The 24327-nt window shown below is 42.6% G+C and carries 21 protein-coding genes and 1 riboswitch; of the genes, 11 read left to right on the top strand and 10 right to left on the bottom strand.

Annotation, left to right across the window (positions count from 1 at the left end; all coding sequences use genetic code 11):
- The first annotated feature begins 202 nt into the window (after positions 1–202).
- Entirely contained in the window at positions 203–1207 is a 1005-nt protein-coding gene (locus tag ATG66_RS14640) for a porin (RefSeq protein ID WP_098416022.1), read from the top strand.
- Between the two features lie 233 nt (positions 1208–1440).
- Positions 1441–2103, top strand: coding sequence for a DUF2057 family protein (locus tag ATG66_RS14635; RefSeq protein WP_098416021.1), 663 nt, complete (start codon positions 1441–1443; stop codon positions 2101–2103).
- Between the two features lie 172 nt (positions 2104–2275).
- On the opposite strand, the gene ATG66_RS14630 is transcribed toward ATG66_RS14635, so the two are convergent.
- Positions 2276–2977 carry a pseudouridine synthase gene (locus ATG66_RS14630; protein WP_098416020.1) on the bottom strand — a complete coding sequence of 234 codons (702 nt, stop codon included), beginning with the start codon at positions 2975–2977 and terminating at the stop codon, positions 2276–2278.
- A gap of 307 nt (positions 2978–3284) precedes the next feature.
- On the opposite strand from ATG66_RS14630, the gene ATG66_RS14625 reads away from it, so the two are divergent.
- Positions 3285–5510: an NADP-dependent isocitrate dehydrogenase gene (locus tag ATG66_RS14625; protein WP_098416019.1), complete on the top strand. Its 2226-nt coding sequence runs from the start codon at positions 3285–3287 to the stop codon at positions 5508–5510.
- 118 nt (positions 5511–5628) lie between these two features.
- Here the strand turns inward: ATG66_RS14625 and cspD are convergent, their stop codons facing one another.
- Entirely contained in the window at positions 5629–5847 is a 219-nt protein-coding gene (gene cspD, locus ATG66_RS14620; RefSeq protein WP_098416018.1) for a cold shock domain-containing protein CspD, read from the bottom strand.
- A 705-nt stretch (positions 5848–6552) separates the two neighbouring features.
- On the opposite strand from cspD, the gene clpS reads away from it, so the two are divergent.
- Both clpS and clpA read left to right on the top strand, forming a co-directional pair.
- Positions 6553–6873, top strand: a complete 321-nt coding sequence (clpS, locus tag ATG66_RS14615; RefSeq protein ID WP_098416017.1) for an ATP-dependent Clp protease adapter ClpS — start codon at positions 6553–6555, stop codon at positions 6871–6873.
- 47 nt (positions 6874–6920) lie between these two features.
- Positions 6921–9188 carry an ATP-dependent Clp protease ATP-binding subunit ClpA gene (gene clpA / locus ATG66_RS14610; protein WP_098416016.1) on the top strand — a complete coding sequence of 756 codons (2268 nt, stop codon included), beginning with the start codon at positions 6921–6923 and terminating at the stop codon, positions 9186–9188.
- Positions 9189–9472: 284 nt separating this feature from the next.
- On the opposite strand, the gene infA is transcribed toward clpA, so the two are convergent.
- The 3 genes from infA to aat all read right to left on the bottom strand — a co-directional run bounded on the left by infA (position 9473) and on the right by aat (position 11178).
- The gene (gene infA / locus ATG66_RS14605) at positions 9473–9691 is read right to left on the bottom strand and encodes a translation initiation factor IF-1 (RefSeq protein ID WP_098416015.1); all 219 of its coding nucleotides are present in this window, start codon (positions 9689–9691) and stop codon (positions 9473–9475) included.
- An 81-nt stretch (positions 9692–9772) separates the two neighbouring features.
- Positions 9773–10474 (bottom strand): arginyltransferase, encoded by a 702-nt coding sequence (locus ATG66_RS14600; RefSeq protein WP_098416014.1) that lies wholly within the window; start codon positions 10472–10474, stop codon positions 9773–9775.
- Positions 10471–11178 (bottom strand): leucyl/phenylalanyl-tRNA--protein transferase, encoded by a 708-nt coding sequence (gene aat / locus ATG66_RS14595; RefSeq protein ID WP_098416013.1) that lies wholly within the window; start codon positions 11176–11178, stop codon positions 10471–10473. Before aat ends, ATG66_RS14600 begins: the two co-directional genes overlap by 4 nt.
- Positions 11179–11217: 39 nt before the next feature.
- Here aat and ATG66_RS14590 point away from each other — a divergent pair, with 39 nt between their 5' ends.
- Both ATG66_RS14590 and aroA read left to right on the top strand, forming a co-directional pair.
- Positions 11218–11694, top strand: a complete 477-nt coding sequence (locus ATG66_RS14590; RefSeq protein WP_098416012.1) for a glycine zipper 2TM domain-containing protein — start codon at positions 11218–11220, stop codon at positions 11692–11694.
- A gap of 162 nt (positions 11695–11856) precedes the next feature.
- The gene (gene aroA / locus ATG66_RS14585; RefSeq protein ID WP_098416011.1) at positions 11857–13137 is read left to right on the top strand and encodes a 3-phosphoshikimate 1-carboxyvinyltransferase; all 1281 of its coding nucleotides are present in this window, start codon (positions 11857–11859) and stop codon (positions 13135–13137) included.
- Between the two features lie 64 nt (positions 13138–13201).
- Here aroA and ATG66_RS14580 read toward each other — a convergent pair whose 3' ends face one another.
- On the bottom strand, positions 13202–13450 hold the full coding sequence (locus ATG66_RS14580; RefSeq protein WP_098416425.1) for a YciN family protein: 249 nt from the start codon (positions 13448–13450) through the stop codon (positions 13202–13204).
- A 454-nt stretch (positions 13451–13904) separates the two neighbouring features.
- Between ATG66_RS14580 and topA the strand changes: the two genes are divergently transcribed.
- From topA to ATG66_RS14560, 4 genes are all read left to right on the top strand, one after another.
- Entirely contained in the window at positions 13905–16535 is a 2631-nt protein-coding gene (gene topA / locus ATG66_RS14575; RefSeq protein WP_098416010.1) for a type I DNA topoisomerase, read from the top strand.
- Between the two features lie 570 nt (positions 16536–17105).
- A complete protein-coding gene (gene glgC, locus ATG66_RS14570) occupies positions 17106–18323 on the top strand; it encodes a glucose-1-phosphate adenylyltransferase (RefSeq protein ID WP_098416009.1) in 1218 nt (405 codons plus the stop codon).
- On the top strand, positions 18313–19770 hold the full coding sequence (glgA, locus tag ATG66_RS14565; protein ID WP_098416008.1) for a glycogen synthase GlgA: 1458 nt from the start codon (positions 18313–18315) through the stop codon (positions 19768–19770). Before glgC ends, glgA begins: the two co-directional genes overlap by 11 nt.
- Positions 19771–19887: 117 nt before the next feature.
- Positions 19888–20691 (top strand): alpha/beta fold hydrolase, encoded by an 804-nt coding sequence (locus ATG66_RS14560; protein WP_098416007.1) that lies wholly within the window; start codon positions 19888–19890, stop codon positions 20689–20691.
- Between the two features lie 35 nt (positions 20692–20726).
- Here the strand turns inward: ATG66_RS14560 and ATG66_RS14555 are convergent, their stop codons facing one another.
- From ATG66_RS14555 to purR, 4 genes are all read right to left on the bottom strand, one after another.
- Positions 20727–21047, bottom strand: a complete 321-nt coding sequence (locus ATG66_RS14555) for a putative signal transducing protein (RefSeq protein ID WP_098416006.1) — start codon at positions 21045–21047, stop codon at positions 20727–20729.
- A complete protein-coding gene (locus ATG66_RS14550; protein WP_098416005.1) occupies positions 21047–21739 on the bottom strand; it encodes a TVP38/TMEM64 family protein in 693 nt (230 codons plus the stop codon). The genes ATG66_RS14555 and ATG66_RS14550 overlap by 1 nt, the downstream gene beginning before the upstream one ends.
- A 110-nt stretch (positions 21740–21849) precedes the next feature.
- The gene (locus ATG66_RS14545) at positions 21850–22440 is read right to left on the bottom strand and encodes a TfoX/Sxy family DNA transformation protein (protein WP_098416004.1); all 591 of its coding nucleotides are present in this window, start codon (positions 22438–22440) and stop codon (positions 21850–21852) included.
- Between the two features lie 116 nt (positions 22441–22556).
- Positions 22557–22646, bottom strand: a riboswitch (cyclic di-GMP riboswitch).
- Between the two features lie 287 nt (positions 22647–22933).
- Entirely contained in the window at positions 22934–23938 is a 1005-nt protein-coding gene (gene purR, locus ATG66_RS14540) for an HTH-type transcriptional repressor PurR (protein WP_098416003.1), read from the bottom strand.
- Positions 23939–24327 lie beyond the last annotated feature (389 nt).

Genomic DNA, 24327 nt, shown 5'->3' with positions numbered 1-24327 from the left:
TTATTTAAGTTGTTGTTTTTTATTTGTATTTTTATTTTTTTATATTGCTGTTTAGGGAGTTTGACAGGCAGAATAATCTTTTGCACTCTACGCCAAGACTTTGAGAGGGGGTACGTAACCTTTTGTTAACGCTCTAACTCAAACATATAAAAAGGGAACCGGACAAGGATATCCCGAACTAAGAAAAGGCAGTGGATTTATTATGAAAAAAACTCTATTAGCACTAGCGGTTGCAGGCATCTCTACATCTGCACTAGCAGCAGGCAACATCTACGACGACGGTACTACAGCTTTCAACCTTAAAGGTGAAATCGACACTTACGTAAGTACTGTAGAGCGTAAAGAAAACGGTAAAACTACTACTAAGCGTGACGCAGACGTCGACCTTTGGGCAAAAGTTCAAGTGGATTCACAGCACAAGCTAACTCAAGATGTTACTCTATTCGGTTCATTTGAACTAGAAAACGGTGAGTTCTTTGACAATGACAATAAACTTACTGGTGAAGTTGATGGCGACCATGCTCGAGTACGTACAGATGACCTTTACTTCGGTGCTTACTTCGGTGATAACTGGGGTGTGGCTCTTGGTGAAGTTGGTGACTTCGGTGACTCTCTAGACGCAATCACTATCGATAACACTAACGAAGGTCTAGGTTACGCTGATGACTTTGTTAAATCAAAAGAATCTGCTGGTCACACTGTTTCAGTTAAAGGTAACTATGATAAGTTAACAGTTATTGCTGACGCATACCTAGATCAAGATGAGAAAATCGATACTGCATTTGGTCTATCAGCACAATACGCAATTAATGACCTGTTCACGGTTGGTGCTTCTTACCAAGATCAAGAGAATCGTAACCTTGATGGTGATGATTATCAGGTAATGGGTGCGGCCGTTCGTTTCAACATGAACAACATCTCTGCTGCAGTAAACTACATTACTGAAGAGCTGAACAACGATGACCAAGATACATGGTCTGCATCAGCGGCTTACCAAATGAACGAAGCTCGCGTTTACACTTCATTCGGTTTCACTGAGTACGAAGGCGACCATGACCAAACTTACTACACATTTGGTGCTGACTACGCTGTAACTGGTAACGTACTAACGTTTATCGAATACTCTGCAAGCGAAAACGACAACAAAGATGCTTCTTCGAAAAAAGAAGGTGACATCGTAGTAGCAGGTGTTTACTACACGTTCTAATATCTAGCATCTAGATTAATACAGTCAAAGGCCGCAGATTTGCGGCCTTTTTTGTATGATGAATATGCGAATGTTTCTCATACAAAATGTAAGACCATAGTATGCGTTTTTATGTTGAGAGCGTGCTGCTCGGTTTTTTATTGAGAGGACGTCAACGCTCGTTAGAAAATGATGGTTTTCCGTATCGAATTCCTTAAACTGATGGATTTCACTGACTTGAAGGTTATTAAGAAATGAAATTAAAGACTTGGCTAACGCTATTCGCTTTTGCTTTTATGGGGACAGCGGTGAATGCAGAAACGACGAATGAAGTGAAGATGTCAGCCGTTGTAACCACAGCGCAAGGTGTTGAGGTTTTGTTTGTGAATGGTATCGCGGCGGATGAGTGGAATACCCCTTTGACTGTAACCGAAGGGTATAACCAACTGGTAGTGAGAGTTAATAAAGGCATTGGTCGCGGAGATAAACGCACTCAAGTGAAGTCGGCACCGTATATTATCGATTTGGATCTCGGAGCAGGTAAGCTTTATATCGACATGCCTGCGTTTAGAAAGGAGCGCCAAGCAGAGAAGCTATTTGAGCAAGATAAAATGGACTGGAAAGTGAACCTCAATGGCCAGTCGATCAAATACACTCAATACAAAATGCTAGGTAAGAAAGGAGCCTTCCCGTACTCAAACCTTGATGAGCAACTTTTGGAGTACAATCAAGCCAATGGCATCTATTTTGTAAATGGCAGCAAAGTGGACTTATCTACAAATGAATTGATTGAAGCTGGTGGTGTGAACCACGATAACCGCCAAGTGACGTCCTCTATGACTAGAGCAAAGATTGCTTACCTAGAAATGTCTGATACGGAGCGTCAAGAATTTAAAAAATGGATTAAACAACAATAGTAGTTATAACTAAATGACTTCAATATACATCGTTGATATGACGTTAAAGCAACGAACAAAGTGTCATTACAGGTTCTTTTAGAGTTGTTTTGAGTTATTTGGGTCTATTTCCAGCGAGAAAACATAAAACCAGACGCTTGTCTGATTTTATGTTTTTTTATCTCGCTTTATTCTAGAGAGTGATTTCTTTCCATTCTCCAGGCTGAAGACCCTCTAAAACAATATTTCCCATTGAGTGACGTACCAAACGTAGTGTTGGGAAACCGATGTGTGCGGTCATACGGCGGACCTGACGATTTCTTCCTTCAATAATGGTAATGGCAAGCCAAGTTGTTGGTATATTAGTGCGAAATCGAACCGGAGGTGTTCTTTCCCAAATCGCTGGCTCTGACATGATTTCAACCTGGGCAGGTAATGTCATACCGTCTTTGAGCTCTACGCCTTTACGTAGCTTATCTAACTCTTCTTCTTGTGGGGCACCATCGACTTGTACCCAATATGTTTTCGGTGACTTTGATTTAGGCTGCGTTAGTTTGGCCTGCAATACACCATCATTAGTGAGCACCATTAGGCCTTCACTGTCACGATCCAACCGACCCGCTGCATAGACGCCTTTGACAGGAATATAGTCCGCTAAAGTCTTACGTCCATCGCCATCAGTAAACTGACTTAGCGTGTCGTAAGGCTTATTAAAAATAATCACTTTACGATCTTTAGGATCGATCTTGGATCTGTGGTTTCTGGTTGAGCGAGTAGGGCGACGCCCTTTTGGGGCCAGAACTTCTTGACCACTGCGCGAGGCAGAACGTTTAAAATGGCTGGTTTTTGAATGGTGATTACGATGACCTTTTTCATGGCCTGGACGAGGTGACATGTTAACTACCCTACAAAAATGTAAATGAACTGTGTTTGAAAGTTTTAAGTTTTTCTATGATCGGATATGATTTGCGCGCCTAAAACTAACAAACGCGCATAGAATGATAGACTATTTCGTGTTATTTGTTTAATTATATCAGTGCACTTATGGATTCAGAGCCCAGAGCTTCAAACGACAACAAAGAGTGCGAACCGCATGTGGCGTTAGTAAGAAGAATGTACTGCTAACGCGCAGTAATGCGTCAATAAACCAACTCAGACGCTGAGTTGATCAGCCAACAAGTTGATTAAAATAGGGAAATTTCATGCCTACAGAAAAACCTACAATTATCTACACCATCACTGATGAAGCGCCGGCGCTAGCAACTCATTCATTACTACCAATCATTCAATCGTTCACAGCATCGTCTGGCATCAATGTAGATACTCGTGATATTTCACTAGCAGGTCGAATTATCGCTAACTTCCCAGAGCATCTAAAAGAAGAGCAGCGTATTGGCGATGCGCTCACAGAGCTTGGTGAATTGGCTCAAACACCAGACGTGAACATCATTAAACTTCCTAATGTTTCTGCTTCACTCCCCCAGCTAAAAGCCGCAATCAAAGAGCTTCAGGCAAAAGGTTACGACTTACCGAACTATCCAGACGAGCCAAGTACGTACGAAGAAAAAGCGATCAAAGCGGCTTACGACAAGATTAAAGGCAGTGCAGTTAACCCAGTACTTCGTGAGGGTAACTCAGACCGTCGTGCGCCACTTTCTGTTAAGAACTACGTGAAGAAAAACCCACACTCAATGGGGGCGTGGTCAGCCGATTCTCAATCACATGTATCAAGTATGTCGGGTGACGATTTCTTCGGTAGTGAAAAGTCGACAACCATCTCTGGCGCAACAGAGGTTAAAATCGAGTTCGTCGGTACTGATGGCGCAGTTAAAGAGTTGAAATCTGCTTTCCCATTGCTAGATAAAGAAGTCATTGACACTTCAGTAATGAAGAAGAAGGCGCTGGTTGAATTTTTCGAAAAAGAGATTGAGGACGCGAAGTCAAAAGACGTGCTTCTTTCACTACACATGAAAGCGACCATGATGAAGGTGTCAGACCCTGTTATCTTTGGTCATGCTGTTAAAGTTTACTACAAAGAGGTATTTGATAAATACGGTAAACTATTCGAAGAGCTTGGCGTTGATGTGAACAATGGCATTGGTGACGTTTACTCGAAAATTGAGACACTGCCAGCAGAGCAGAAAGCAGAGATTGAAGCTGCAATTCAAGCCGTTTACCAGACTCAGCCAGAACTCGCGATGGTTGACTCTGATCGCGGTATTACCAACTTACACGTACCAAGTGACATCATTGTTGATGCCTCTATGCCAGCGATGCTTCGTTCTTCTGGTCAAATGTGGGGACCAGATGGTAAGCAGAAAGATGTCAAAGCGATGATTCCTGATCGTAGCTACGCAGGTATTTACCAAGCGGTTATCGACTTCTGTAAAGAGCATGGTGCCTTTGACCCAACAACAATGGGTAGCGTGCCTAACGTTGGTTTAATGGCTCAAAAAGCGGAAGAATATGGTTCTCACGACAAAACATTCATCCTCGATGCGACAGGAATTGTTCGCGTAGTCGATACAGCGGGTAACGTTTTATTAGAGCAAGCGGTTGAAGAAGGCGATATCTTCCGTATGTGCCAAGTTAAAGATGCCCCGATCCAAGATTGGGTGAAACTTGCGGTTACACGTGCACGTGCAACGGGTGTTCCAGCCGTCTTCTGGTTAGATGAAAACCGTGCACACGATGCTGAGCTAATTAAAAAAGTAAACGCGTACTTACTTGATCACGATACTGACGGCCTAGAAATTAAGATCATGTCGCCTGTTGACGCTTGTAAGTACTCACTAGAGCGCATGAAAGCGGGTCTAGATACGATTTCTGTCACGGGTAATGTTCTGCGTGATTACCTAACAGACTTGTTCCCAATTTTAGAGTTGGGTACATCTGCTAAAATGCTATCTATCGTTCCATTGATGAACGGTGGTGGCTTATTTGAAACAGGTGCTGGCGGCTCTGCTCCGAAGCACGTCCAGCAAGTCGAAAAAGAAAACCACCTTCGCTGGGACTCTTTGGGTGAGTTTTTGGCACTTGCTGCATCGTTAGAGCACCTGAGTGTTGCAACAAATAATCCTAAAGCACAAGTCTTGGCGGATACGTTAGATAAAGCGACGGGTGAGTTCTTGGACAACAATAAGTCCCCATCACGCAAAGTGGGTGAGTTGGACAACCGTGGTAGCCACTTTTATCTAGCGCTGTACTGGGCGAAAGCGCTAGCAGAGCAAACTGATGATGCCGAGCTTGCTGCAGAGTTTGCACCAATTGCTAAGTCTTTGGCTGAGAACGAAGAAAAAATTGTTGCAGAACTGAATAATGCTCAGGGCGTGAAAGGTGAGCTAGGTGGGTACTATTTACTTGATAAGGCACTTGTCTCGAAAGTGATGCGCCCTAGCGAAACGTTTAACGCCATCATCAACAAATAACGTTGATTGAACACGTCGGGCGCGGCGTGTTTTTTAAGCTTTAAAAAAGCAAGAAACCCGCTTAACTGGCGGGTTTGTTTTTTCTCTTCATAACGTGAAATCGACGTTGCGAGAGCGATTATTTGGTTTGGCCTTCGATTGGTACGACGCTGCTTGCGTGGCAACCTTTCGGACCTTGTTCAACCTCGTATGAGACTTGTTGGCCTGCTTTCAGTGTACGATAACCGTCCATCTGGATAGTTGAGTAGTGGGCAAAGATATCCCCTTCTTCTTCTTCTGAACAGATAAATCCAAATCCTTTGGCATTGTTAAACCACTTTACTGTACCTGTAGTCATGCTTTACATCCCTCATGCATCTTTTACTGATTTCGTTACAACAACCAAGTTATACCTTTAACTTGGTACTACCATTGCCAGCGGTCGCTAACAAACGTCTACTAGTTAATGAGAAATCACATTCACCAAGCTGCTTTAAAACAAATTGATCCAAAATGATGATTTATGCATCAACACCTTCCACTGTAGTCAATGAAACCATGTAGTCAATATCCCTAAGCCACAAACAGGAACATAATTGAAAACGAATCACAGTTGATATCAACAACTTTCCAAACAGTTTTTTAGGTATACGCCGAGGCTTAGTCAATTAGCCTGCAAAGAGGGAAATAGTCAAAAAGCCATACTGTTCGAGTTGCTTATGCTAGTGAAATCATCTGACTGAATAAAAATGAAGTTTGTATGATAATCAACCGATTTTCAGTGATGAAGTGTGAGCTAAGGCAGGGAATTAGTTTGAGTGTTGATCTGATTCAAAATGATAAAAAAGTAAGTATTTCATGAGTAGAAGTTTATGGCTTGTCGACAAGAATCTTTTATTTGCGCCCCCGTAAGACGTGCATTAATCTTTATATTAGGTAGTAACTTTTATCTATCAAAGTTCGAATTCGGTGCCACGCCTACTACACCCTACAGCATGCTTGTGTTAGATTGTTTTTATAGGTCAAAAACATCAACCCTTTGATACGATATCTTTGAATTGCCATGAGTAAAAATTTTGAATGGGTAACTCCAGACTCTGATCTTCTGGAGAAAGAAAGTACAAAAGTTCAGCCACCCAAGCTGTATAACGTTGTACTCAACAATGATGACTATACACCTATGGATTTTGTCATAGAGGTACTTGAGCGATTCTTTTCACATGATATTGATAAAGCGACTCAAATCATGCTTAAGATCCACTATGAAGGAAAGGCAATCTGCGGTACATATAGCGCGGAAATTGCCGAAACCAAAGTAGCGCAAGTGACGATGTACGCAAGGGAAAATGAACATCCGCTACTTTGCACTATGGAGCAAGCGTAGAAGAAGACTTGCTCGAGCTACCCAAGTTGTTTTTTCGGGAGGTACGTATGCTAAATAAAGAACTAGAGTCAAGCCTTAACGGTGCATTTGCTCGTGCGAGAAATAAACGCCATGAGTTTATGACTGTCGAACACCTCCTACTTGCATTGTTAGAAAATGATGCAGCCCAGGAAGCCCTTCTAGCTTGTAAAGCGGATCTTGACGCTTTGCGCAACGAGCTCGATATATTCATCGATCAAACAACACCGCTCATCCCTGATAGCGATGAGACGCGTGAAACTCAGCCGACCTTAAGTTTCCAACGCGTACTACAACGCGCTGTGTTTCATGTACAGTCGTCTGGTAGAAATGAAGTAACAGGTGCAAATGTGCTTGTTGCTATTTTTAGTGAACAAGAGTCGCATGCTGCTTATTTGTTAAAGAAAAATGACATCTCCCGTTTAGATATTGTTAACTTTATCTCCCATGGTATTACCAAAGCGTCAGGTGCAAGTGAAGACCCTTCTTCAGACTCATTCAGTTCAGAAAGTGTCGAGGAGGCAAACTCAGAGGAGCGCTTGGAGAGCTTTGCTACAAACCTTAACCAAGTAGCGAAAGATGGAAATATCGACCCACTTATTGGTCGTGATAAAGAGTTAGAGCGTACGATTCAAGTTCTTTGCCGTCGTCGTAAAAATAACCCTCTGTTAGTAGGTGAAGCAGGGGTTGGTAAAACGGCGATCGCGGAAGGTCTTGCTTGGAGAATCGTAGAAGGACAGGTCCCTGAAGTCATTCAAAATAGTGTGATTTACTCCTTGGATATTGGTTCGCTGCTAGCCGGCACCAAGTACCGAGGTGATTTTGAAAAGCGCTTTAAAGCGATCTTAAAGCAGCTTGAAAAAGAGGAAGATGCGATTCTGTTCATCGATGAAATTCATACTATCATCGGTGCGGGTGCGGCGTCTGGTGGGCAAGTTGATGCTGCAAACCTGATCAAGCCACTGTTGAGTAGCGGTAAATTGCGTTGTATCGGTTCTACTACCTATCAAGAATACAGCAACATTTTCGAGAAAGAGCGCGCGTTGTCCCGTCGCTTCCAAAAGATTGACGTTGTAGAGCCTTCATTGGATGATACAACTAAAATTTTGATGGGCTTGAAGCCGAAGTATGAAGCTCATCATGAAGTACGTTACACCAATAAAGCACTACGTGCTGCGGTAGAACTTTCGGCGAAATACATCAATGAACGCCATTTACCAGATAAAGCCATTGATGTCATTGATGAGGCTGGCGCTCGAAGCCGTCTTGCTCCGGCTAGTCGCCGTAAAAAAACGGTTGGTGTTGCTGATATCGAAGCGATGGTTGCCAAAATGGCGCGAATCCCAGAAAAGTCGGTTTCTTCTTCAGATAAAGATATCTTGAAGAATCTAGATAGCAAGATGAAGATGCTAGTATTTGGTCAAGACAACGCAATTGATGCGCTGTCAGAGGCCATCAAACTGACACGTGCGGGTTTAGGTGTGGATAACAAGCCTGTTGGCTCATTTTTGTTTGCAGGTCCTACAGGAGTTGGCAAAACCGAGGTGACAGTGCAGCTTTCGAAGTTACTAGGTATTGAGCTACTGCGTTTTGATATGTCTGAATATGGCGAGCGTCACTCTGTCAGCCGCTTGATTGGTGCGCCTCCTGGTTACGTGGGTTATGACCAAGGTGGTTTGTTAACCGATGCCGTGATCAAACACCCACACTCGGTCGTTCTTTTGGACGAAATCGAAAAAGCACACCCAGATATCTTCAACCTATTATTGCAAGTAATGGATAATGGTACGTTGACGGATAACAATGGTCGTAAAGCAGATTTCCGCAATGTGATTCTTGTGATGACGACTAACGCCGGGGTAGCAGAAACAGAGAAGAAATCGATTGGTTTGATTCAACAAGATAATAGCCATGATGCGATGGCGGTCATTAAGAAGGTGTTCACACCTGAGTTCCGAAATCGTTTAGATAACATCATTTGGTTTAATAGCCTAGATGAAAGTGTTATCCACCAAGTTGTCGATAAGTTTATTGTTGAACTTCAAGTTCAACTGGATGCGCGTGGTGTATCGATGGAGGTATCACAGGACGCTCGTCATTGGTTAGCGCATAAAGGCTATGACAAAGCCATGGGCGCACGACCAATGGGACGTGTAATCCAAGAGCAGCTTAAGAAGCCGTTGGCCAACGAATTGCTGTTTGGGTCATTGGTTGATGGTGGTACTGTGAAGGTAACACTTGTTAACGATACACTTAAGTTTGAATACTTAAATGAGAAAGAGACTGCAATACACTAATTGCATGATTCAAATTAAAAAAAAGCGTGCGAGTAATACCGCACGCTTTTTTTGTACTCATTTTTTAATTACCTATTCACATCATCTCCGTTTGAAACAACTTGATAAAAGTATAAGTAACTTATTTGTAGGACGAGATTTTTGCTCCGCAAGTTTTTGCCAGTACCTGTAACTTGTATTAACGTTATTGGTATTACGTATCGTTTTGGCAATGTTCTGTTTTGCCCACAAATAAAAAACGGAGCAAGTAGCTCCGTTTTTTATTTGCATCCGAAAATCAGAAATTAACGAGCGCGGAAGACGATGCGGCCTTTTGTAAGGTCGTATGGAGTCAACTCTACAGTTACTTTGTCACCCGTTAGGATACGGATGTAGTTCTTACGCATCTTGCCAGAGATGTGAGCTGTCACAATGTGACCGTTTTCAAGTTCAACACGGAACATAGTGTTTGGTAGAGTGTCAAGGACAACGCCTTGCATCTCAATTACGTCTTCTTTAGCCATTTAATCCTCTTTAGAAATTAGGCAATATTAGCGAGCTCTATTTTGCCGCTAAATGGTAATTATGTAAAGTTGAGGCGTATTCTACCCTCGCCAACGCTGATTTACTAGCCTTTGGTGGGGTTGAAAGCGCGTTTTATAGTTCATTGCTGGACATTCATCAATCTGATAACCCAAATATAGCCATTGTTGCTTGTTTTCTTGGCAGTATTTTATCTGATAAAGCACGGCTAATGTGCCAAGTGATAACGAGTAATCTGGGTCAAAAAAAGTGTAGAATGCACTTGAACATTGCTCCATTACGTCGGTTACAGCCACCGCAAGTAATTGGTTTGATTCATCATAAATATGTAAGAATAAAGTGCTTAGCCAGTTGGTTTGAGCAAAACGAGAAAACTCATCGCGTTGAGGCGGGTACATGGTCCCATTTTTGTGTCTTTTGCAAATATAACGGCTGTAAAGATCAAACCATTCCGGATCCAATTGGTGCTTCATTTCCCAACGGAAAGCCTGTCCTTTTCTAAGCAGTCGCTTTTGGCTTTTTGATAGCGCTACGTCAGGGATAGAAACACGAATGGGTTGGCAAGCGTTGCAATGTTCACAGTGAGGCTTATAGATTGTATCGCCACTACGACGAAAACCGTTTGCCAGTAATAATTGATAATTCTGTTCGGTATGTAACCCTGCGTCAAGCGCAACAGCTACACGCTCTTGACGTTCGGGCAAGTAACTACAGGGATGATTATTAGTTAACCCAATTCTAATTTGTTGTAGATCCGTGCTCATACTGAATCCTGCAAAACTTGAGGCTCAAAGGTACCTGATGTGGTTTGTTTTTCTCTTAAAGATAGTAGTTTTTGCATGAAATCGTCTCGCTCAATTTCAAAAGCTCCAAGCGAAGCCAAGTGAGGGTTCATTACCTGACAATCAATTAATTGACCCTTCTTTGATGCTAGGTGGTTGCATAAGTGCCACAAGGCGATTTTTGATGCGTTATCTTTCAGACTAAACATTGATTCGCCGCAGAAGAGTTGGCCGACGCTGATGCCGTATAATCCACCAATTAACGAATTGTCCTGCCATACTTCTATTGAGTGACAATGACCAAGTTTTGCTAGTTCAATGTAGGAGGCTTGCATCTCTTCGTTGAGCCAGGTTTCCTCCGCTGGACGCGTTGATGAGCACAACTTGATTACATGTTCTGTGGCAAAATTGATAGTTACTTTGTAGCCATGCCTTCGCAGACATTTTTTCAGGCTTTTTGACGGCTTGAACGTCATAGGGTCAAATACCGCACGAGGAGAAGGGCTCCACCAGAGTATAGGTTCACCAGGACCATACCAGGGAAAAATTCCTTGGTAATAGCCATTTAGTATTCTCATGGGAGCTAAATCGCCGCCAAACGCGAGTAAACCATTTGGATCACCGAGAGCTTCATATGGTGAGGGAAAGCCGAACTTATCATCGAGTTCAGTTAAGTAAATTGCCATAAGAAGTCGTTACCAACATTAGAGCCTGAGGAGCTTATGATGACCCACTCAAGAAATATCGTGAAAGTATGGTCTTGGATCATACTGTTTTTGCCATTTTTCGCCAATGCAGCATACGAAAGAAATGTTGCCAAACCCGTTAATCAAGTTGTTTATGGAAAGGTTGACTCTGTTCGGTATATCACTCAGCAAGAAGTGGTTCAATCGAAAAATAATGGTTGGAAAACGCTGCTTGGCGCAAGTATCGGTGGGTTAGTCGGAAATCAATTTGGTGGCGGAACGGGTAGGGAAGTAGCAACAGCCGTTGGTGCATTAGCTGGAGCCGCAGTCGCACAGAACCAAAGCAACTATCAGTATGCGGTGGAATACAAGCTAGTTGAGTTGCTCATTAAAGTGAAGGGAGACAAACTCATCAACGTTATTCAGGATCTGGATAAGAGTATGTTGTTTAGCCGCGGTGACGAGGTGCGCATCTTGTATTTTGATGACGGCGTTCGCGTGGATATAGCCTATTAACTCGATGCTTGGAGGACGAATAAGTTGCTGACTAATTATTCATAAATTAGCGTAGATTTGTTCTGGTTTTGTCGTGTTTTTTTGGGTAGTCTGAATTCACGAAAAATGGTTTAGCCCTTCTATAAAATAGCGTATTGGGGCACAAAGGATTATCAACTTTTAATGGAAAGCTTAACGTTACAACCCATCAACAAAATCCAAGGGGAAGTTAACCTTCCTGGCTCTAAAAGTGTTTCTAACCGAGCGCTTTTACTGGCTGCTTTAGCCCAAGGCACCACCCGGTTGAAGAACCTTCTGGACAGCGATGATATTCGTCATATGCTAAATGCACTTACGACACTTGGTGTCCAGTATCAGTTATCTGAAGACAAAACCGAATGTGTCGTAGAAGGTCTTGGTCACCCTTTTTCAGCATCACAACCTGTGGAGTTATTTTTAGGGAATGCTGGAACAGCCATGCGGCCATTGGCAGCCGCTTTGTGTTTGGGTGAAGGTGAATATGTGTTGACTGGCGAACCTCGTATGAAAGAGCGGCCGATCGGTCACCTCGTTACAGCTCTGCAAGAGGCGGGGGCAAATATCGAATACCTTGAAAGCGAAAACTTTCCACCACTAAAAATAGTAGGTACTGGCCTAAAAGCAGGCACTGTTTCTATCGATGGTTCTATTTCTAGCCAATTTTTAACGGCTTTCTTGATGTCTGCACCATTGGCAGAAGGCGAAGTCCGGATCCAGATTGAAGGTGAACTGGTATCAAAACCATACATTGATATCACCTTACACATCATGAAACAGTTTGGTGTTAAAGTTATCAACAATGACTACCAAGAATTCATTATTCCTTCAGGTCAGCAATACATCGCACCAGGTAATTTCTTAGTCGAGGGGGATGCTTCTTCAGCGTCTTATTTTTTGGCTGCTGCCGCGATTAAAGGTGGGGAAGTTAAAGTCACTGGCATTGGTAAAAATAGCATTCAAGGTGATATTCAATTTGCCGATGCACTAGAAAAAATGGGTGCTAAGATTGAGTGGGGTGACGATTATGTGATTGCTCGTGCTGGTCAGTTAAAAGGCATCGATATGGATTACAACCATATCCCTGATGCGGCGATGACGATTGCGACAACCGCACTGTTTGCTGAAGGTACCACTGCTATTCGCAATGTGTACAACTGGCGTGTCAAAGAAACCGACCGTTTGGCGGCGATGGCGACTGAGTTATGTAAAGTTGGTGCAGAAGTCGAAGAAGGTGAAGACTACATTATTGTTAAGCCTGTTCCAAAACTGAAGCACGCAGCTATCGACACATACGATGATCATCGCATAGCAATGTGTTTTTCATTGATTGCTCTGAGCGATACACCTGTAACGATTAACGATCCTAAATGTACCTCGAAGACGTTCCCAGATTATTTCGAAAAGCTTACGTCACTTAGTTGCTAAGTGTATAAGCTTAAAAAAGCCAGAGCTATCGAGCTCTGGCTTTTTGTTTCAGACGATCATTTTGTTATTTCTTCAGGGTAAACTCTTTTGAAAGGTGGTGAGCTAAGAATTTAAACATGTTGAATGCTGCAGTGCTATTGGAGGTTGGTAAGCCCTTATCATCAAGGAAGTATTCCCCCTTAAATACCAAGACACCGTCCTTTTCTACTACGCTTGTGGCTCGCATACCTTCGATATAGTCATCGTGTTCTTGGATGATTTGGTTAGCGATTAAAAGAAGGTCGAATTCTTCAATAAATTTTTTATTAGACATAACATTATCATCATTCATTACACATTAATTATGAGGAAGTATACCCATAATTAACAAGGATTTGCATGCTTAATTTAACATCGTGAGTAAGCCTTGGTTGGAGTAAGTTTTATAGACAAATTACGCGGACAAAGTGTCTGCTTTTTAAAGCATTCCAAGGTTCGATTGTATGTACAAAAAACTATTTTGTGATGAATAACAAAATTTATTGTATTAGATTAGCGATAGTAAAGTTTGCCTGTTTAGATATGCCGCTCAATACCATTCAGAACTCTGTCTCTTTGAAGTACAAAGACGATGAATTGTCAACCAATCGGATCTGAATTTCAAAAAAGCAGTTGATCTTCTTTTCATCTCGCACAATAGTAAAAAAGAAGCAACGAAATATAACATTATGCGGGTGGCCTCTAAAAGGTTTCTACCCGCATTATTATGAAGGACGTTAGAGTCAGTTATGGGTAAATCACTCGTTATAGTGGAGTCACCAGCCAAGGCAAAGACGATAAACAAGTACCTTGGTAAAGACTTTATTGTTAAGTCTAGTGTTGGTCATGTGCGTGATCTGCCTACGGCTGGTCAAAGCACTGGTGAGAAAAAAGCCGCAGCCATCTCAACAAAAGGGATGAGTCCGGAAGAGAAAGCACGCGTTAAAAAAGAGAAAGACCGTAAAGCGTTGATCAAAAAAATGGGGATTAACCCATATCATGACTGGGAAGCGAACTATCAAATCCTTCCGGGCAAAGAGAAGGTTGTCAACGAACTGCAAAAACTCGCTAAAGATGCAGATTGCGTTTATCTCGCGACCGATTTAGACCGCGAAGGAGAAGCTATCGCATGGCACCTTCGTGAGATCATCGGTGGCGATGAAGAGCGATACAAACGAGTTGTTTTTAACGAAATTACAAAAAATGCCATTCAGCAAGCATTCCAGACACCAGGTGAGCTGAATATGGATGGTGTTAACGCACAACAAGCACGTCGCTTTATGGATCGTGTTGTTGGCTTTATGGTTTCTCCATTATTGTGGAAGAAAGTTGCGCGTGGTTTGTCGGCAGGGCGTGTACAATCTGTAGCGGTGAAGTTATTGGTTGAGCGTGAACGCGAAATCAATGCATTTGTACCAGAAGAATTCTGGGATATTCACGCGAATACCAAGACCAAAGATAACGCTGATTTCAAACTGCTTGTTGCTCAGAAAGATGACGCAGCGTTCAAGCCTGTTAATGAGGCGGAAACACAAGCAGCGATGTCTGTGCTTGAAAACGCGAGTTATGAAGTATGTAAGCGTGAAGACCGTCCGACAAAGAGTAAGCCTTCTGCACCTTACATCACGTCTACGCTTCAACAAGCAGCAAGTACACGTCTAGGTTACGGCGTTAAGAAGACCATGATGCTAGCTCAACGTCTCTATGAGGCGGGTTACATCACATATATGCGTACAGACTCGACGAACTTGAGTGCTGAGGCTGTGGATGCCGTACGAGACCTCATCAGTTCTGAATTTGGAGATAAGTATCTCCCAGCAAGCCCGTTGAAGTACGGCAGCAAAGAAGGGGCGCAAGAAGCGCACGAAGCGATTCGTCCTTCAAATGTGGGTGTTAAAGCAGAAGACCTACAAAGTGTCGATGCTGACGCACACAAGCTTTATTCATTGATCTGGAATCAGTTCGTGGCGTGTCAGATGACACCAGCAGAGTATGACTCAACGACTATCAGCGTAAAAGCAGCGGAATATACACTTAAAGCAAAAGGTCGCATTCTTAAGTTTGATGGTTGGACTCGTGTACAACGTCCAATGGGCAAAAATGAAGATACAATTCTTCCTGCGGTTCAACTTGGCGATGAGCTAAAGCTAGAGTCACTTGATCCTAAACAGCACTTTACAAAACCACCAGCACGCTTCACAGAAGCGGCCTTGGTGAAAGAGCTTGAAAAGCGTGGTATTGGTCGTCCTTCGACTTACGCATCGATCATCTCTACGATCCAAGATCGTGGCTACGTAAAAGTTGATCAGCGTCGTTTCTATGCTGAAAAAATGGGTGAAATTGTTACTGACCGTCTTGATGACAGCTTTAACGATTTAATGAACTATGACTTCACGGCACGTATGGAACAGAAACTGGACCAAATCGCGGAAGGTGAGGTGAACTGGAAAGCGGTTCTGGATAACTTCTTTGCTGACTTTACTGGCGATCTAGAAAAAGCCGAGCGGGATGAGTCAGAAGGCGGTATGAAGCTAAACCACATCGTCATGACAGATATTGAATGCCCGACTTGTAGTCGTCCTATGGGGATTCGCACGGCTTCTACTGGTGTATTTCTCGGTTGTTCTGGTTATGCGCTACCGCCGAAGGAGCGTTGTAAAACCACGATCAATCTAGGCGATGAAGATGGCGTTATCAATGTACTAGAAGAAGACGTTGAAACTGCGGCTCTTCGTGCTAAGAAGCGTTGTCCTATCTGTGAAACGGCAATGGACGCCTACCTGATTGATGACAAGCGTAAGATGCATGTTTGTGGTAATAACCCGAACTGTGAAGGCTACCTTGTTGAATACGGTGAGTTCAAAGTAAAAGGTTACGATGGCCCCGTGGTTGAATGTGACAAATGTGGTTCAGACATGGTGCTTAAGAACGGTCGCTTCGGTAAATACATGGATTGTACCAGTGAAACCTGTAAGAACACTCGTAAGATTCTAAGAAACGGCGAAGTGGCGCCACCGAAAGAAGATCCGGTACACTTCCCAGAGTTACCATGTGAAAACTCGGATGCTTACTTTGTTCTTCGTGATGGTGCCTCAGGTCTATTTATGGCGGCAAGCAACTTCCCGAAATCTCGTGAAACTCGCGCACCGCTAGTGTCTGAGCTGGCTCGTTTTGAAGATCGTTTACCAGAAAAGTTTAAGTACTTAGCGACAGCACCACAAGAAGATCCGGATGGTCGTCCTGCGATTGTTCGTTTTAGTCGCAAGACAAAAGAGAACTATGTACGCTCTGAAGAGAATGGTAAGCCAAGTGGCTGGACAGTACTCTTTGTCGATGGTAAGTGGGAAATTACAGATAAACGTAAAAAAGCGAAAGCATAGAACACGTTAATAGAATAAAAAGGAGACAGTGGAATCACTGCCTCCTTTTTTTATTTTTATAATTTACCTTTAGAACCTCTGCCCTTAAACCGCTCTTTCCACATCAAGCTGAGTACGGAGGGTCAAAGCCCTTTTTATGTAAAAATCGTCGTCGAAAATTTTCTGTCACATACCTGTTATATATTCAATGAAAAGACACAGTCGTATGGTTAAAGCATTCGTTAGTCGTTCTCAGAATGTAATCGGTTGCTTTATCCTTATGTGACCAAGATATCGTCTTGAATAAGTAACTTTTGCATGGAACACAGAATGGCGTATTTAAAATTGTAATTTAGGGACTGGTTAGATAATTTGTTATAAGAACTAGTGCAATTGTATGCATTGTTTGCGTCAAGAAATATAAAGATAATGGATGCTCGCATACTGGAAGTGCCATAGCTCTTTTATCCGCATTGTAAGAGTTCTGAGAAACTCAGGATGTGGGTGCAACAACGTATTCGCTTGACTCCCCGAGTAATACTCATTCAAGTGAATACCAAATCCAAGCTATAACGATATGGAGAACAACAAATGGCTGGTGTTTTGGGAATGATTCTTGCTGGCGGTGAAGGCTCTCGTTTGAGACCTTTAACGGAATCTCGCAGTAAACCTTCGGTACCTTTTGGTGGTAGCTACCGATTGATTGATTTTGCTCTAAATAATTTTGTAAATGCGGATCTCATGCGCATTTATGTTCTAACTCAATTTAAATCGCAATCCCTGTTCCATCACTTAAAAAAAGGCTGGAACATTAATGGTATCACTGACCGTTTTATCGATCCTATTCCTGCCCAAATGCGTACAGGTAAGCGTTGGTACGAGGGAACTGCGGATGCTATCTATCAAAATTTACGTTTTATGGAGCTAGAAGAGCCTGAGCAAGTGTGTATTTTTGGCTCAGACCATATCTATAAAATGGATATCAAACAAATGTTGAGCTTTCATGGCGAGAAACAAGCATCGTTAACGGTATCAGCACTGCGTATGCCGCTCAAAGACGCCTCTCAGTTTGGTGTGATTGAGGTTGATAGCGAAGGTCGCATGATAGGCTTTGAAGAGAAGCCAGTAAATCCCAAGTCGATACCCGGTGACCCTAATCACGCACTAGTGTCGATGGGCAATTACGTCTTTGAAGCGAATATTTTGTTCTCTGAATTAATAGAAGATGCAGACAATGAAGCGTCATCTCATGATTTTGGTAAAGACATTATTCCGAAGTTATTCCCTCGTGGGGATGTGTTTGTGTATGACTTCAGTACCAACAAAATAAGCGGTGAGAAAGAAGAAGTGTATTGGCGTGATGTCGGTACTATCGATGCATATTGGGAAGCGCATATGGACTTGCTGGCGAAAGATGCGCCGTTCTCTTTATACAACCGCAAATGGCCACTTCATACATATTACCCGCCACTTCCTCCTGCTACATTTAAGGATTCAGATAACGGTCGAGTTCAGTTCATAGATAGCTTGGTATGTAATGGGAGTTATGTACGAGGCTCAAGAATAGAAAAGTCAGTGCTCGGTTTTCGCAGTAATATTGCATCGGCTTGCGATATCAGCGAATGTATACTTCTTGGTGATGTGAAAATTGGCGAAGGCTGTGTTTTACGTCGTGTTATTGTCGATAAGGATGCCGATATTGCTCCTGGAACTCAAGTTGGTGTGAATCTCCAAGAAGATAAGAAACACTTCCATGTGTCAGAGGAAGGGATTGTCGTCATTCCTAAAGGAGCGCGAGTTGGCTACTAGCAATCTGTCTATTCTGTTTGTCGCGTCTGAAGTTGAAGGGTTGATAAAAAGCGGAGGGTTGGCTGATGTAGCCAAGGCTCTGCCTGAAGCCCTTCAAAGTCTTCAGCAAGATGTAAGAATTATCATTCCTGCGTACAGCAGTATCGAAAAGTTAGCAGATGCCGAATTGGTACTAGAAACGCAGTTAACATCTTGGCCACACACACAGTATCGAGTTTTAAGGATTATGCTTGGTGATAACCCTGTCTACCTGATTGATTGCCAACCTTACTTTGACCGTGCTTCGATGTATGCTGAGAATAATCAAGCCTACCCAGACAATGGTGAACGCTTTGCCTTTTTCAGTGCAGCTTGTTTAGACATGCTCCCTAAGGTGGGTTTTCAGCCAGACATTGTACATGCCAATGATTGGCATACAGGGTTGGTTCCATTTTTATTAAAACATCGATATGGCGAAGATCCGTTCTTTGCTAATACACGCAGTGTTATTTCTATTCATAATGCGGTGTTCAAGGGAGTATTTAGTTATGACGATATACAATGTCTTCCGGAGTTTCACTGCCGAAATGTGCCAGATGCTGCGGTGAGCGCAACACATATCACCATGCTTAAAGCAGGAGTGATGAGCGCGGATAAAATTAATGCTGTTAGTCCGACTTATGCACAAGAACTAAAAACTGAGCTTGGTAGTCATGGGATGGCTTGGGAGTTCCAGCAGCGCGCGCAGGACTTAGTTGGCATCTTGAATGGCTGTGATTACGGTGCGTGGAACCCCGAGACCGACGTGTATTTACCAGTGAATTACAGCGCTAATGACCAAAGTATGGCCAGAGGCAAGAGTGCTTGTAAAAAAGCGCTGCAGCAACGTGTAGGTCTCATAGAAAAAGACTGTGCAGTGTTTGGTATGGTCTGTCGTCTTACCCAGCAAAAAGGAGTTCACTATTTATTGCCAGTATTGGCGGACTTTTTGAAGCATGATGTACAATTAGTCGTCGTTGGAACTGGTGACCCTGTTCTTGCTGCACAGTTAAAAGATGTCGCTGCGTTATTTTCGGAAAAGCTCGTGTTTGTTGAAGCGTATGACAACGAGCTGGCACATTTAGTGGAAGCCGGTTCAGACTTCTTTTTAATGCCCTCAGAATTTGAGCCGTGCGGTTTGAATCAAATTTATAGCATGGCTTATGGCACATTGCCGATTGTCAGAGGGGTTGGGGGGCTAAAAGACAGTGTAAATGATTATGATGTTGATCCTTCTCACGCGACAGGCTTTGTTTTTTATGAGCCAACGCCTCAGGCGTTATTGCTGATCATGTTGAGAGCGCTGTTACTTTATGCTCAAAACCCTCCTGAAGTAAAACGAGTTCAATTACATGCAATGCAGCAGGACTTTTGTTGGAGAAAGGCCGCAGAAGCGTATTTGCACCTTTATCGCTCGGCGTTAAATTGATGCGAGTTTACTTTAAATTATAATAAAGGCACTGATTAAGGTGCCTTTATTATCTTGATTAAACGGAGTGTGGTAGGATGACATTTTGCTCAATAGTACGATTTTTTATACCGGAATATGACTCAGCCGCTACTTTTTCATAAAACCTATCTGCACCCTACGAGTAATGAGTGGGTCGTATTCGTGCACGGTGCGGGGGGCAGTTCCTCAATTTGGTTTAAGCAAATCAAAGCGTATAAGCAACATTTTAATCTGCTGCTTATCGATTTAAGAGGTCATGGAAAGTCAAACCAGTTACTGAAAGAGCTGATTAGGAATCGTTACACCTTCACTGAAGTCACTCAAGACATTTTAAAGGTCTTAGATTACCTAAAAATCCAGTCTGCGCATTTTGTCGGGATGTCTCTCGGTACCATTATTGTCCGTAACTTGGCTGAACTTTCATCGAGTCGCGTGCGTTCAATGGTGCTTGGAGGAGCGATCACGCGACTCAACACCCGTTCGCAAATACTCGTTAAGCTTGGTAACTTTTGCAAGCATATCTTGCCCTACATGTGGCTGTACAGGTTGTTTGCTTATATCGTTATGCCGCAGCGAAACCAGCGTGAATCTCGACACCTTTTCATCCGTGAGGCTAAGAAGCTTTGTCAAAAAGAGTTTAAACGCTGGTTTATTTTGGCTGCAGATGTCAACCCGCTAATGAAATACTTTAAAGATAGAGAACTGCTAATCCCCACTCTCTATTTAATGGGAGAACGGGACTATATGTTCATTCAACCCGTGAAAGAGATGGTTGCGGCGCATAAGTTTAGTGTCTTACGTGAAATTCCGAATTGCGGACATGTTTGCAATGTTGAACGCCCTGAAGACTTCAATCAGTACTCAATCGCATTTATCAAGCAGCAAAGCTTGGCGGTGTAGAGTTAAATTATGAAACGAGAGAGCAGGAGAGAGTGCTAAGGTTCCCCTATTTGATGCCCACATTGCCAACAGGCGCCAAATTGCCCTTCATTCACTTCTAAACACTTGGGGCATTGCCAATCAGGGTATTCATGTCGGCATGATTGTTTTTGGTATGCTTCCACAATTGCGATTGCTTTTAACTTTTGTTCAGGAGCAAGTAACCAAACATAAGGGTCCGTATCATCACTAAATGGCAATTCTCCTTTTAGACCGAAAATACCTTCTCCCCGAACTTCGCAGGAGATTTTTTCGCTTTTTAGCAATTCACATACAATATGTGCTTCTGCAGGGTTCTTAGCGATAAATATCTTCATTAAGAGCTTCCATTTTGTTGGTTGGGTATTGGTCTTACCTTATTCATAACCCATTTAGCGATAATTGGAAATAGTCCCAATAATGCGAATGACACTAAGACAGCGGGAGAGATGATGCCAGATAACGTTTCAATCGTGGCTAATTGAGTGCCTGCATTTAAGTAAACGGCCGTTCCTGGCAGCATGCCAATTTGGCTCGTCAGATAGAACCGGCCGACTGACATTGGCGTTAACCCCATTAGCAGATTAATCAAGAAAAAAGGGAATACAGGGATTAAGCGAAGAGAAAATAGATAAAACGCACCGTCCTTTTTAACGCCTTGATTAATAGCAGTGAGCTTTCCTCCAAATTTGATTTGAACCCAATCATGCAATAAGTAACGACTACTTAGAAATGCAATGGTCGCCCCCATTGTGCTGGCAAAAGAAACCAGTAATAAACTTGCCCAAAAGCCAAAGAGAGCCGCACCAAGCAAAGTGACAACTGTTGCACCAGGAATGGAAAATGCTGTAATGAGGATGTAAGCGAAGAAGTAAACTGCCGCAGAAAACACGAAGTTTTGGTCGATGTAAGCGGTCAGTAGTTGTTGTTGTGCCTTAGCATTTTCTAGGGTTAGGTATTGACTGAAGTTCACACCTAAAAAGATGATTAGCGCTAATAGGGTAAGACCTAAAATCAGTTTCTTATTCATATTTTTTGCTCCACTTGGGTATGCTTTATAAGACAGATTTTAGTCCGAAAAAATTTCACAAAAAAACCGCAGTGTTATCTGCGGTTTACTCTATGGTTAGCGATTTATTTCTATTGAAGGTCGCTAATCAACTCGTCTCGACGAGTTTGAGGAACTACACTCCAATGAGTGCCGTTTATAGCACCTTCTAGTGCCCAGAGGAGCTCAATGCTCACAGCGGCGGAGTGTGTGTCTATTATCGCTTTGTAGGCATTAAGCGCACCTTCTTCTTCTAGCTTTTCTACCGATTCGATGCCAGCTTTCTTTAGCATTCTTTCAGTAGCTAGACGCAAATTAGGCAAGTCTTTCAAGCGGTTAGGTTTACTTGTCGCTTGTTGCTTTTTTTCCATTTTTGCATTTTCTAAGGATTGCTTTGCTACTTCAACTAAGTGGTCGTTTGATCTCCATAAGTCGCTGGAAATCGCGTAGTACTTAGTTACGACTGGAAAACCACGCTTTTTATAAACGTATGGTTTTAGCCCTTGTTTCTCGAAATCAGATGAAGTCTTTTGGTCAGCTCGTATATGAAGTTGATTATTCACAACTAGTGCGAACATCGTATCATCGGCGAAAAGACCAAAGCCACCAAACATCGAGCGCGACTTGATCGTACCAAGTGCCTCAAATAGCTTCATAGAGTCTTTGAGTATCGGTTTATCCATGATGTGTTATCTCGGTGTAATTAATATTACGCCACCAAAAATCAGGTCCGAGAGGTTAGCAAATACATGCAGACACAATGTCAATAAAGGGTGAACTCATTATATGCATATTTGCCATCGGTAACCCCGCTACCTTCCATCGTATACGATGGTTCAGGCCGGAGGCTTTGCGTCCCATCCTTTCGGATGGTTTGCCCTGTGCGTGACAGTTGGATCATACTTCGTATATTGAATTAACATCACACTTTACGCCTAAAAGTGTGATGTTGGTTCAGTAAAAATGTGAGTTAGTGCATATTTGTGCATATTCAAGAAGAAGTTTGACTCTAAAAGAATAAGAAGGGCAAGACTGAGTCACATCCAAATAAAACAGCAAGTTATCCTACTATTAACGATTTTATAAGCAAGAAAATGTGTTGTAAATGTTATTTTTTATTAAAAAACAAGCGCCCGGAAGAGCGCTTGGAGCCAGTGTTATATATTAAAGCTAATATCAGTTCATTTTTTTCACAGTATTTCGAATGACAAGCTCAGGCTGCATTTCGAAAACACGTTTTTCATGTTCTTTATCTTTGATTCGCTCAAGTAGAATTTCGAATGCATTTTTACCTACACGACGCTTCGGTTGGTGAATAGTCGTAAGTGGTGGTGAAAAGTACTCCGCCAATTCAATATTGTCATAACCAATGACAGATACATCATCAGGTACTTTAATGCCATTTTGTTGTAAACGACTCATAAGGCCCAGCGCCATAGTATCGTTGAAACAGAAAACGGCTGTTGGACGCTTGTCCATTGCCGTTATTTGTTCTGCAACCAACACGGCGGTATCACACTCAAAGTTGCCCTCTAGAATCCAATCTTCGTTTATGGGTAACTTTGCTTCTGTCATTGCGCGGCGAAAACCAGCAATGCGCTCCTGACACGCGAGTTTTTCAAAATGACCACTTAGACAAGCGATATCCGTATGGCCGTTGTCAATCAGGTGTTTGGTTGCAATGTAGCCACCTTCTTCTGAATTATCCATAATCTTATCAGCTTGAGAGCTTTCTGGACCCCAGTCCATTACGACCTTAGGAATATCAGCATGACGGTCTAACATCTGTTTTAGCTCTTCCGTCAGGTCAGAACACATCACTAAGATACCATCTACACGTTTCTCTGCTAGCATGCGGATGTAGTCGCGCTGTTTCTCGTAAATGCCACCTGTATTGCATAAGATCAGAGTGTAACCTTGGCGGTAACAGTAGCTCTCAACCCCGTCAATTACTTCAGAGAAAAATAGGTTGGTGGACTGAGTCACTAACATGCCAATAGTGCGAGTTGAGTTGCATTTTAAGCTGCGAGCAACCGCGCTAGGTGCGTAGTTAAGCTCATCAACGGCTTTCATTACTTTTTCTTGAGTTGTTTCGGCAACGAAACGTGTCTTGTTGATAACGTGAGAAACAGTAGTCGTAGAAACGCCGGCTAAGCGAGCAACGTCTTTTATAGTGGCCATAAATGGTGTCCTGTATCGAGCTACTTAAAAATGCCGTGATGGAGTGTCTCAATACCAGTATCGTTTTCACACTTAGCGTTATAAACGCTCATGTTGAGTGTGTTTGGCAGAGGTTATCCTAAGAGCGGCAAAAAAGTGTGTAGCAACTGGTCGATGAGTTCTATTTTTTTTCTATATGGTGATAAATCGTCATCAGCCCATTAAGAAAACACAAAAACCGCTATATTTTAGCGGTTTACATATAAATCATATTTAATCGTTTGCGCTCACATTTTAGCTCTATGTGGGCTGACTAGCAATGCTTTCAACCAGTGTTTTGTGTATTTGAAGTCACATTATGACTGCTAAGTAACCGGGTGTTTTTGCGTTAGATTAAAAGCAAACGAATA

Source organism: Vibrio sp. ES.051, assembly GCF_002563795.1.
In the GTDB taxonomy this organism is placed as follows: domain Bacteria; phylum Pseudomonadota; class Gammaproteobacteria; order Enterobacterales; family Vibrionaceae; genus Vibrio.
This window is presented reverse-complemented; position numbering and strand designations above follow the sequence as displayed.

What these genes read in the sequence shown, in the direction of transcription:
- cspD (WP_098416018.1), bottom strand. Translation starts at nt 5,847, where the DNA reads ATGACTACAGGTACAGTAAAGTGGTTTAACAATGCCAAAGGATTTGGA.
- infA (WP_098416015.1), bottom strand. Translation starts at nt 9,691, where the DNA reads ATGGCTAAAGAAGACGTAATTGAGATGCAAGGCGTTGTCCTTGACACT.
- aat (WP_098416013.1), bottom strand. Translation starts at nt 11,178, where the DNA reads ATGGCAATTTACTTAACTGAACTCGATGATAAGTTCGGCTTTCCCTCA.
- ATG66_RS14625 (WP_098416019.1), top strand. Translation starts at nt 3,285, where the DNA reads ATGCCTACAGAAAAACCTACAATTATCTACACCATCACTGATGAAGCG.
- purR (WP_098416003.1), bottom strand. Translation starts at nt 23,938, where the DNA reads ATGGCCACTATAAAAGACGTTGCTCGCTTAGCCGGCGTTTCTACGACT.
- clpA (WP_098416016.1), top strand. Translation starts at nt 6,921, where the DNA reads ATGCTAAATAAAGAACTAGAGTCAAGCCTTAACGGTGCATTTGCTCGT.
- ATG66_RS14560 (WP_098416007.1), top strand. Translation starts at nt 19,888, where the DNA reads ATGACTCAGCCGCTACTTTTTCATAAAACCTATCTGCACCCTACGAGT.
- ATG66_RS14600 (WP_098416014.1), bottom strand. Translation starts at nt 10,474, where the DNA reads ATGAGCACGGATCTACAACAAATTAGAATTGGGTTAACTAATAATCAT.
- ATG66_RS14550 (WP_098416005.1), bottom strand. Translation starts at nt 21,739, where the DNA reads ATGAATAAGAAACTGATTTTAGGTCTTACCCTATTAGCGCTAATCATC.
- glgC (WP_098416009.1), top strand. Translation starts at nt 17,106, where the DNA reads ATGGCTGGTGTTTTGGGAATGATTCTTGCTGGCGGTGAAGGCTCTCGT.
- aroA (WP_098416011.1), top strand. Translation starts at nt 11,857, where the DNA reads ATGGAAAGCTTAACGTTACAACCCATCAACAAAATCCAAGGGGAAGTT.
- topA (WP_098416010.1), top strand. Translation starts at nt 13,905, where the DNA reads ATGGGTAAATCACTCGTTATAGTGGAGTCACCAGCCAAGGCAAAGACG.
- ATG66_RS14640 (WP_098416022.1), top strand. Translation starts at nt 203, where the DNA reads ATGAAAAAAACTCTATTAGCACTAGCGGTTGCAGGCATCTCTACATCT.
- clpS (WP_098416017.1), top strand. Translation starts at nt 6,553, where the DNA reads ATGAGTAAAAATTTTGAATGGGTAACTCCAGACTCTGATCTTCTGGAG.
- ATG66_RS14580 (WP_098416425.1), bottom strand. Translation starts at nt 13,450, where the DNA reads ATGTCTAATAAAAAATTTATTGAAGAATTCGACCTTCTTTTAATCGCT.
- ATG66_RS14555 (WP_098416006.1), bottom strand. Translation starts at nt 21,047, where the DNA reads ATGAAGATATTTATCGCTAAGAACCCTGCAGAAGCACATATTGTATGT.
- ATG66_RS14630 (WP_098416020.1), bottom strand. Translation starts at nt 2,977, where the DNA reads ATGTCACCTCGTCCAGGCCATGAAAAAGGTCATCGTAATCACCATTCA.
- ATG66_RS14590 (WP_098416012.1), top strand. Translation starts at nt 11,218, where the DNA reads ATGACCCACTCAAGAAATATCGTGAAAGTATGGTCTTGGATCATACTG.
- ATG66_RS14635 (WP_098416021.1), top strand. Translation starts at nt 1,441, where the DNA reads ATGAAATTAAAGACTTGGCTAACGCTATTCGCTTTTGCTTTTATGGGG.
- ATG66_RS14545 (WP_098416004.1), bottom strand. Translation starts at nt 22,440, where the DNA reads ATGGATAAACCGATACTCAAAGACTCTATGAAGCTATTTGAGGCACTT.